Here is a 7,619-nt window from a genome sequence, read left to right as displayed (position 1 = left end):
TTTAAACGGGGCAGGGCGGCGGGGTGCCATGCGGTCCCGGTTGGGACCAGGTGGGACGCGGGGTGGGATCGGATGGGAGAAGGTGACGGACATGATGTCCGTCACTGGCTCAGGACCGCTCAGGAGGCTCGAAATGCCCCGATCCCGAAAAAACGCGTTGCTGTAAACTTCGCCGTAAATCACTGCAAGTTTGAGCGTCACGCTACAACAAGTGTTGGGTGACACTCATTCTTACAGTGGATGCCGGAAGAGGTCCGAGGTTCCCGGAGGACGCCGGAAGGCCATGAAATCAAGGCGCTGAGGGCGTGGCGCCTGGGGCGTCGCAAGGTTGATCGAGTTTTACAGTAGAACGCCAAACTGGGCTGTATGAGGCGATCTGGGCGGTTTGGGCGACATTGCGGGGCGTGCTGGGCGACATCGTTCAAGCCCTTGTTAATTAGCGTTTAAGAGCCCGGAAACGGCATGTAGCGGAGGGTTTTCACAGGTGAAACCGCGTCAGGAAGTGGGACCTTCGACGCCCACTTCGCAGCCAAGGTCCCACTTGGCATCTTTGGTTTTAAATCAGCGTGTTAGCTTGTGTTCGGCGCGATGCCGTGTTCACGCTAAGTGGGACCCTTTTTCGCATCTGGGTCTTCAAGAGGGCATTAACCTTATATTGACCGATCCCATGAATTCGAATTCGATTTTCAGCATGCCTAACACCCTTCGCCGCTCAATCACCAAGCTCTGCGCCGCAGATCATCAGAACGATCCGGCCGAAATCGAAGGCTGGCTCAGCAATAATGCACTGCCGGGCAGTGAATGATCGGCTCTTCGCTGAAACGGCTTTTCCGCATCGTCTGTCTCCTCGTTTGGAGAACAGGCTAACCTCAAACCGCGGACTTCTCAGGGTAGCAGGTCACCGCCGACCAGCCTCAGCTCCTTATCGAGCGGCATCAGCAATCGCTCATCTGCAGGGGTTTGGGCTGCCAGAACGTCACCGTGCCGCCCTCGCGGCAAGGAAGGAGACGATCCCAATTGAGCGCGCAAAACTATTAACTGGGACGCCGTAGAGTGGAGACACTATCCTCAGGGATAGGTTCTCCATCATTCTGTGTGTCGAAGTTATCCATCCACGCGCATGAACGACCAAACAATATTCACTAGCCTCTAGGGTAGTATACATAGGTGAGTGGAGCAAGCTATGATACGAACAAACAAGAAATTATTTAATATTGACCTAGATTGCAAATTGGTCGAGGAGCTTGAGCGGGAAGCCTATGCGTTATCATTGACAGGGCAGTCTATAGCAGCCATGAAGAAATTTGAGAAGGTTTCTCGAATCTGCCTTCCATGTATGAAAAGTACAAATGAAATGGCTTGCAAAAAGAACAAGATTCAATAGGTGCCTAGGTGTTCAGTCCCGGCATTTGGTGGATCGGATCGACGATGAATCGATCCGGCTCTGAAGTCCAGATTTTGCAGATGTATTCGTAGGGCGTGAGCCCGCTGAGGGTCTTGAGCGTCCGTGCGAAGTTGTATGCTGCCATGAAGTCCGCGAGGTGCGTGCTCAGCTGGTTGTGGCTGTCGTAGTGGTACCGTTTGACAGTCGCCTCCTTGATTGTGCGGTTCATCCGCTCGACCTGACCATTGGTCCAGGGATGGTTTGGCTTGGTAAGCCGATGCTCGATCTCATTTGTCTCGCAGATCGTGTCGAACCGCATCTGCCTAGATGATGCAGTGTTGCGGTTGCGGGGTTTCTCGGCGAACTGGATGCCGTTGTCAGTCAGGATGGTGTGAATGCGATAGGGAACGACTTTGAGCAGGTGCTCCAGGAACTCCCACGCTGTCTTCCGCTTCGCCGTCCACCGTTTGATGCTGTCGTCCATCATCTTACTCATGGCTACGTTCTCCTTTGTAGCATGAGCAGGTTTTCAGTGGGTCGATACACGGCCGCCGATACCTTTGACCTACTTCTTCGCTTTCGCGATCTCCTCCAACGCATCTGCCATACGTTTGCGCTCGGCAGCTTTGCGTTTGCTAGAGCGACTAATCAGAAAGATGGGCAAGCCGACTACGAGTACAATAAGCAGGAGGCCCGGCGGGCCGATGTTGTTAAGCACGTTGTTCTCCGTCGCTTGCTCGGTTTTCTGGTGCACTATTGGTTGCCCGAGATTGTAGCAAAATCAAGTGGGCGCTTCTCGAGGGCTAGGCTGACGCATCACCGTGCATATGGACCCTTATGCGCCCGCGGGGAGCACTGTGGTCATCGGAGCTGAGTGCAGCGAACGACCGCTCGACCGCCCATGGCGACGTTCCCGCTCTCAGGTAAGTTCGGCCCGTTGCGGTCATTCGTCTGGCTGGCCGCGCTGCGTCGCAGCTTCGCCAAACCAGACATCGGTGGGATCCTGCAGCAAGATTTGGCGCGCCAAGGTCATTATGCCATTTGTCTTGAACCTACGCTCCGCGCGCTCCAAGGCTGGCAACCCTTCGGGACCACTTCGCTCTCGTCTCGGGCGATGAATTGCTGACTGCCGAAAAATGGGTGACGTGCAGAGGCGAAATGCCGACGAATCCAAAGATTTGCATTCGAAGCTGGCGCACCAGTGCGGCCTTGTGGGCGAGCCGAAAGAACCAGTGCGGCGTATCCGAGGTCATGATCAGCCGCGCGGTGCGTCTGGCCAGAAGCGGCCGGGGTGATCCCAGCCAGGTCTTGGCGCGCGTGTCGAAGGCGCTGCCGGGCAGCAGGGCGCGGTCGAATAGGCCCTTCAACTTGGCGGGCAGACCGCCCCACCACATGGGGCTCAGCAAAACCAGATGTTCGGCCCAGTCCATATTGGCCATGACCGCTTCCAGATCTGGCTCGAGAGGCTTGGCGGCACGGTAGCCGCCCCCGCCGAAATCGGGATCGAAGTCCAGATCGTGCAGATGGGTGATCCGAAGTTCGTGACCAGCCTGCATCGCGGCCTGCGCGTAGTCTTCGGAAAAGAGTCTGGAAAGCGAGGTTTCACCGGGATGTCCGTTGAGGACAAAGATGCGTCTGGGGGCCATGGGAACTCCTGAATTGACCGTGGTCATATTTGTTATCCTCTATATTGACCGCGGTCAATAATCTGGATAGGAGGCCCCATGGCCCGCGCAAAACAGCTCAGAAGCGTCAAGACACGGGAACGGCTTCTCGGCTGTGCGAGGGAGATTGTCTCGGACTCCGGCTTTGCGGATCTCCGGGTCGAACAGGTCGTCACCGCCGGGGGCGTGGCGAAAGGCACGTTCTTTGCACATTTCAGCGACAAGGACGCTTTGATGGATATCCTGATCGGCGAGCGGGTCGACGCGCTGCTCGACGATCTGGACGCCGTTGGCGGCTTTCGCTCTATCGCACACGTGGTGGAGAGCATCATGCCGCTTCTGAGTTTTCTTTCGAGCGAGCGTTATGTCTTTGATATTTTTCTGCGTCTGTCAGGGGCGCTTGCCGTCGAAAAGGTCGGGGCCATCGCCAAGGCGATCTGTCGGTACGACCGCATCCTGGTCCAGAAGTTGAGGGGTGGACCGTTTCGGCAGGACATATCGGCTGAGCTTCAGTCAGAAGGAATCCAGGCTTTCTCCGTCAGTTCGGTGGCTCTGAGCCTTTGCACAGAGCATGGCGACAAGACCCTCAGAGATCGACTGGCGATCCAGCTGCAGGCTTGGCTGAGTCCCGAGCAAATGCCTGATCGGGATATGTAGGGCGGGATCCATCGCACGGCTCGACAGCAGCGGCGCATCCATAGCCGCCGTCGAGCGCCCAAGCCTCCACCGCGTGCGGAACCACGAAAGCAGCCATACATCGCGGTTGCAGCACGCCCCGGAGCCGCCAAGTTCCGGAGGGCGGACAGAGCAGACAGTGATCATCGCGGTTGAAATGCAAGTCGGATACCTAGAGCGCAATACAGGGTGCCCACCACTTTTCCTTGCCAACGTTGTATAGAGGGGTTGCTGCGCAGGGTTGCACCGATAGCGCCTGCGGCGACCGCCACCAAGAGCGTGGCGGCAGTCCCCACCACTACGAACAGCAGGCCAAGCACCAAGAGTTGCAGGGCGACGTCTCCTTGGTCAGGAGCAACGAACTGCGGCAGGAACGCCAAGAAGAACATGGCCGATTTCGGGTTCAGTACCTCTGCAAGACATGCCTGACGAAATGCTTTGCGCGGGGTTATGAGCTGCAAATCAGGCTGGCCATGAAGAGGGGCCCGCTCGAAGATGCTACGGAGGCCAATGTAGATCAGATATCCGGCGCCCAGCAACTTTACTGCTAGAAAAGCACTCGCGGACGCCATGACAATGGCCGAAACCCCTAATACGGCCAGCAGAGTGTGGATCACATCACCTAAGCCGATGCCGAGGCTCGTAGCTACTCCCGCCCAAGTTCCCGAGGTTGAGGCACGTGCCAACGTCAGTAGGATCGACGGCCCCGGAAAGAAGACGAAGCCGACCAGCACCGCGAGGTAAGTCAGGAGCACAGTCATTTCGGGCATCGCCATCTCCATTTTCACGCTTTGGAAATGCTAAGCGCCAGAGCTACCTTCCGTAAAGGGCTCCTTCCCGACCTACGCTGCGCCGCCGGGCCAAGCGCCTGATCGCCCATGCGGCGGCGTCGCTGTCGGCCCACTCCGGCCATTCGCGCCAGGTCCAGCGAAGGGCCGATCTCAGCCCTAAAGCTGCCCCAATCTCATGTTGCGTTTAAAGCACGGCAAATCCCGAGCTGAACACCTAGCAACAAGCAGCAAAGTGGCCTGCGCTCTGTTTAACACCAGATGCCACTTACGGATTTAATCGGCGACCAACAGCACCTTGATCTATAACTCATCGAATCAAGCGCCGGTATCGTCTTCGAAGGCATTATAAAATGACAAAATAACGACACTTGCCAGGCGGTGTGTTGCAATAGCTTCTCCGATCGTAGTTTGTCTCAGCCCTGCGTGTGCGAAGTCATGCCTCCAGTTCAAGATCTGATCTAGCTGTTTAATTGGATTGCGGCCAGACAATTTAACAGTAACTTTTCGACGCCTATCCAGTATCTCATCGAACTTGTCACGAACTCTGCCGTCAAAAGTGGCAGCATATCTGCGCAGGTCTTGATGAGATATTCTGCTACTCAACTTACTATAATTTCGGTCTGTAAACCCTTCAAATTCTCGCCCATACCTAGAGGCATATGAAACCATAGTTACTTTGACGCAAGTTTCATACATTGCAGCTATGGTGACAACGAGCATTCCTGCTAGATCCGCGCGAAACTCGGCCGATCCGCGCGAGCCCTCCGGAGCGAATCTATTCATCTCATCAACCAGAGAGTTGATCCTAGAAAAGTGCTCTCGAAGTTCACTAGGCAGCATCAAATAGTCTGCTTTGCTATCTCTATTCTTTTTTGAACCATGAGGGTGTCGGTCGTTCCGCCTGTTATCCGCTCAAGGAATGCTGCATCGTTCAGGAGGGCTTCATAACCCAATTTAAGCCTTTCTCCGTCAATAGAAGGGTCCTCAAGTAAGGTTACCATTACAGCTTCAAGAACGGCAGAGTTTATCACACCCTTTGGCCTGAATGGCTTGGGGATATTCTGATTTACGAGCGCCGCAACAACTGGGAATCGTTCAAAAAACTCCAGATCAGTCTTGCCATCAAAGTCCCTGTTTTCTTTCATGAACCTATTCAGGTGGGTAAGCATTGGCTTTTCATAGTCACCCCACTTGCGATAGAGGGACAAAAGACGCAACACTAACTCAACATCTTTTTGATTTTTATCTGGCTTCTTAAGGCCAAGGATACTTTGCCAATCATCATTGTCGTTGAGGGTCCATAGCCGATCAACGATTTCACCACGATACACGGCGTTTCTGATTTCTTGTGGCTTAAGCTGTGTTCCGCCCGTGTTGAGCCTCTCGAAAATATGAAAGACGCTATCACCACCACCGCTTGGTGTTAGCTGGCGAATATTAATCGCCCTCAATGTGGAATTTCTCAGCTTGCGTTGGTACTTGGGAGGGAGATCATCAAACCGCTTCCCGTTGAACTCAGATCGCTCGGACAGCCCTTTGAGGCGGAAAACTTTCCGGTTTCCTTTGTCGTCCGGCTCACCGAAATATCCCTCTATGAAGTACTTGACAGACATCAGCCGTTGCTGACCATCAATAACCTCGAGCTCACCTTCATCATTTTCGTAGAGGAACACTTGCGGAACAGGAAGACCCATCAAGAAGGATTCAATCAGCCTTGATGATTGCTCAATCTTCCAGACAAATTTTCTTTGATAGAATGGAACAATAATATCGCCACGCTGTATCTGTGAAGACAGAAGCTCCAAAGAGGGGTCTGATGGAGCGACAGAAATGTCAAACTCAACGTATGGCTGATCATCATTTTCTTCAACCACTTCGAGAAGTGCGTCATCTTCTTCAGCCACTATCCACCTCAAAAATGCGTTTCACAAGGACCCCCCGAGGCCCAAGGCCCAAGCTAGAGCTTTGCGTAGGGCAAGTACAAGACCCTCTTGGAACGCCTACTCTCGAAAGTATTCGAAGCATCGGGTGTCAAGGGGATGTAGCTCGGGTGGGTCTTCGACAGGGCGACGCCCCGGGCGCATGGGGCCAACGTCTGCTTCGAACCACCTCAATGCTTTTCTCCCAAAGCGCAGCGAACGGCGGCTTCCCGCCGGCACCATCGGTTTAGCGCCCTCAAAAAAATGATGGTGTGAGCCTGAGGTGAAGGTTCGCATATCTGTCCTTATGCGCCTGATGTCTTTCGCGGGCGGATCACTTGGCGATGTACTTGTAGGCGGGATCCGAGGATCGCTTATCTTGGGATGCCGCGCCGGGTGCCGTGGCTGCCGGTTCTGCTCGCTGTGCCATGACCGCCGCAACCGCTACACGTTCTCGGGCTGGAACAACCAGCTCCGCCCCGACGCGCCGGTGCCGTGGGCCCTGGGGCGCCACCGCTACGCGCCGCCCTTCGCCGCGCGGAGCTACACGCAGATCATCGGCGACGAGCAGTACATCGTCGCGCTCTTCGTCTGGGGCTACGGCCGGCTGAAGATCTCCGACCTCCGCATCGGCGACACCGCGATCGGGCACTATAATAATGTGGAGATCGAGCACCGCGAGGGGCTGGCAGGAGAAGACCCGGTCACACTCTATCCCCGCCAGGTGATCGAGGACGGCGAGAGCGTCGAGCTGGTCCGGCCGCGGCCGCGCAACGATGCCGGCGAGATCGTCTCGGGCGAGGCGATCGAGACGCCGGTGGTGCGGGTCACGGCCAGCGCCACCCAGATCGCGACGCTGATCTTCTGGTTCCCGACCGGGCTCTACCGGCTGAACCGCGAGATGGACAAGCAGAAGAGCCTGAAGGTCGAGGTGCGGATCCGCCAGCGGCTCTCGGACGAAGACGACTGGGACGAGGTCACCACGCTCGCGCTGGTCGCGAACCGCGACGATCCGTTCTTCCGGCAGTTCTCGTGGCAGCTGCCCTCGCGCGGGCGCTGGCAGGTCGAGGTCACGCGCATGACGGCCGAGCGCACCAACGACCGCTACTTCGACCAGGTCATGCTGGCGGCGGTGCAGTCGGTGCGGCCGGAGTACCCGCTGAACTTTGACAAGCCGCTGGCGCTG

7 protein-coding genes and 2 pseudogenes are annotated in these 7,619 nt (G+C 56.0%); 3 read left to right on the top strand and 6 right to left on the bottom strand.

Features of this window, described 5'->3' with window-relative positions; all coding sequences use genetic code 11:
* The first annotated feature begins 667 nt into the window (after window positions 1-667).
* Entirely contained in the window at window positions 668-805 is a 138-nt protein-coding gene (locus HC022_RS14995; RefSeq protein WP_167452986.1) for a hypothetical protein, read from the top strand.
* A 583-nt stretch (window positions 806-1,388) separates the two neighbouring features.
* Here the strand turns inward: HC022_RS14995 and HC022_RS14990 are convergent.
* The 3 genes and pseudogenes from HC022_RS14990 to HC022_RS14980 all read right to left on the bottom strand — a co-directional run.
* Window positions 1,389-1,826 (bottom strand): annotated as a pseudogene (locus tag HC022_RS14990) (integrase core domain-containing protein); the annotation flags it as partial.
* 123 nt (window positions 1,827-1,949) lie between these two features.
* Window positions 1,950-2,102: a hypothetical protein gene (locus tag HC022_RS14985; protein ID WP_167452985.1), complete on the bottom strand. Its 153-nt coding sequence runs from the start codon at window positions 2,100-2,102 to the stop codon at window positions 1,950-1,952.
* A gap of 334 nt (window positions 2,103-2,436) precedes the next feature.
* Window positions 2,437-3,030, bottom strand: a complete 594-nt coding sequence (locus HC022_RS14980; protein WP_167452984.1) for an NAD(P)H-dependent oxidoreductase — start codon at window positions 3,028-3,030, stop codon at window positions 2,437-2,439.
* Between the two features lie 78 nt (window positions 3,031-3,108).
* Between HC022_RS14980 and HC022_RS14975 the strand changes: the two genes are divergently transcribed.
* On the top strand, window positions 3,109-3,705 hold the full coding sequence (locus HC022_RS14975; RefSeq protein WP_167452983.1) for a TetR/AcrR family transcriptional regulator: 597 nt from the start codon (window positions 3,109-3,111) through the stop codon (window positions 3,703-3,705).
* A gap of 161 nt (window positions 3,706-3,866) precedes the next feature.
* On the opposite strand, the gene HC022_RS14970 is transcribed toward HC022_RS14975, so the two are convergent.
* From HC022_RS14970 to HC022_RS14960, 3 genes are all read right to left on the bottom strand, one after another.
* Window positions 3,867-4,493: a LysE family translocator gene (locus HC022_RS14970; protein ID WP_167452982.1), complete on the bottom strand. Its 627-nt coding sequence runs from the start codon at window positions 4,491-4,493 to the stop codon at window positions 3,867-3,869.
* A 336-nt stretch (window positions 4,494-4,829) separates the two neighbouring features.
* Window positions 4,830-5,354: a HEPN domain-containing protein gene (locus HC022_RS14965; RefSeq protein ID WP_167452981.1), complete on the bottom strand. Its 525-nt coding sequence runs from the start codon at window positions 5,352-5,354 to the stop codon at window positions 4,830-4,832.
* Window positions 5,354-6,418 carry a DUF262 domain-containing protein gene (locus HC022_RS14960; RefSeq protein WP_217704001.1) on the bottom strand — a complete coding sequence of 355 codons (1,065 nt, stop codon included), beginning with the start codon at window positions 6,416-6,418 and terminating at the stop codon, window positions 5,354-5,356. Before HC022_RS14960 ends, HC022_RS14965 begins: the two co-directional genes overlap by 1 nt.
* A gap of 394 nt (window positions 6,419-6,812) precedes the next feature.
* On the opposite strand from HC022_RS14960, the pseudogene HC022_RS14955 reads away from it, so the two are divergent.
* Window positions 6,813-7,619 (top strand): annotated as a pseudogene (locus tag HC022_RS14955) (phage tail protein); the annotation flags it as partial.

The sequence above is a fragment of the Salipiger sp. HF18 genome, from assembly GCF_011806505.1.
GTDB classification, from domain to species: Bacteria; Pseudomonadota; Alphaproteobacteria; order Rhodobacterales; family Rhodobacteraceae; genus Salipiger; species Salipiger thiooxidans.
Note: the sequence above shows the minus strand (reverse complement) of the source record. Positions and strands in the feature narration are given on the sequence as shown.

Bases quoted from the DNA above. Each gene is read 5' to 3' on its own strand.
- HC022_RS14965 (WP_167452981.1), bottom strand. From the start codon at position 5,354: ATGCTGCCTAGTGAACTTCGAGAGCACTTTTCTAGGATCAACTCTCTG.
- HC022_RS14975 (WP_167452983.1), top strand. From the start codon at position 3,109: ATGGCCCGCGCAAAACAGCTCAGAAGCGTCAAGACACGGGAACGGCTT.
- HC022_RS14970 (WP_167452982.1), bottom strand. From the start codon at position 4,493: ATGCCCGAAATGACTGTGCTCCTGACTTACCTCGCGGTGCTGGTCGGC.
- HC022_RS14995 (WP_167452986.1), top strand. From the start codon at position 668: ATGAATTCGAATTCGATTTTCAGCATGCCTAACACCCTTCGCCGCTCA.
- HC022_RS14980 (WP_167452984.1), bottom strand. From the start codon at position 3,030: ATGGCCCCCAGACGCATCTTTGTCCTCAACGGACATCCCGGTGAAACC.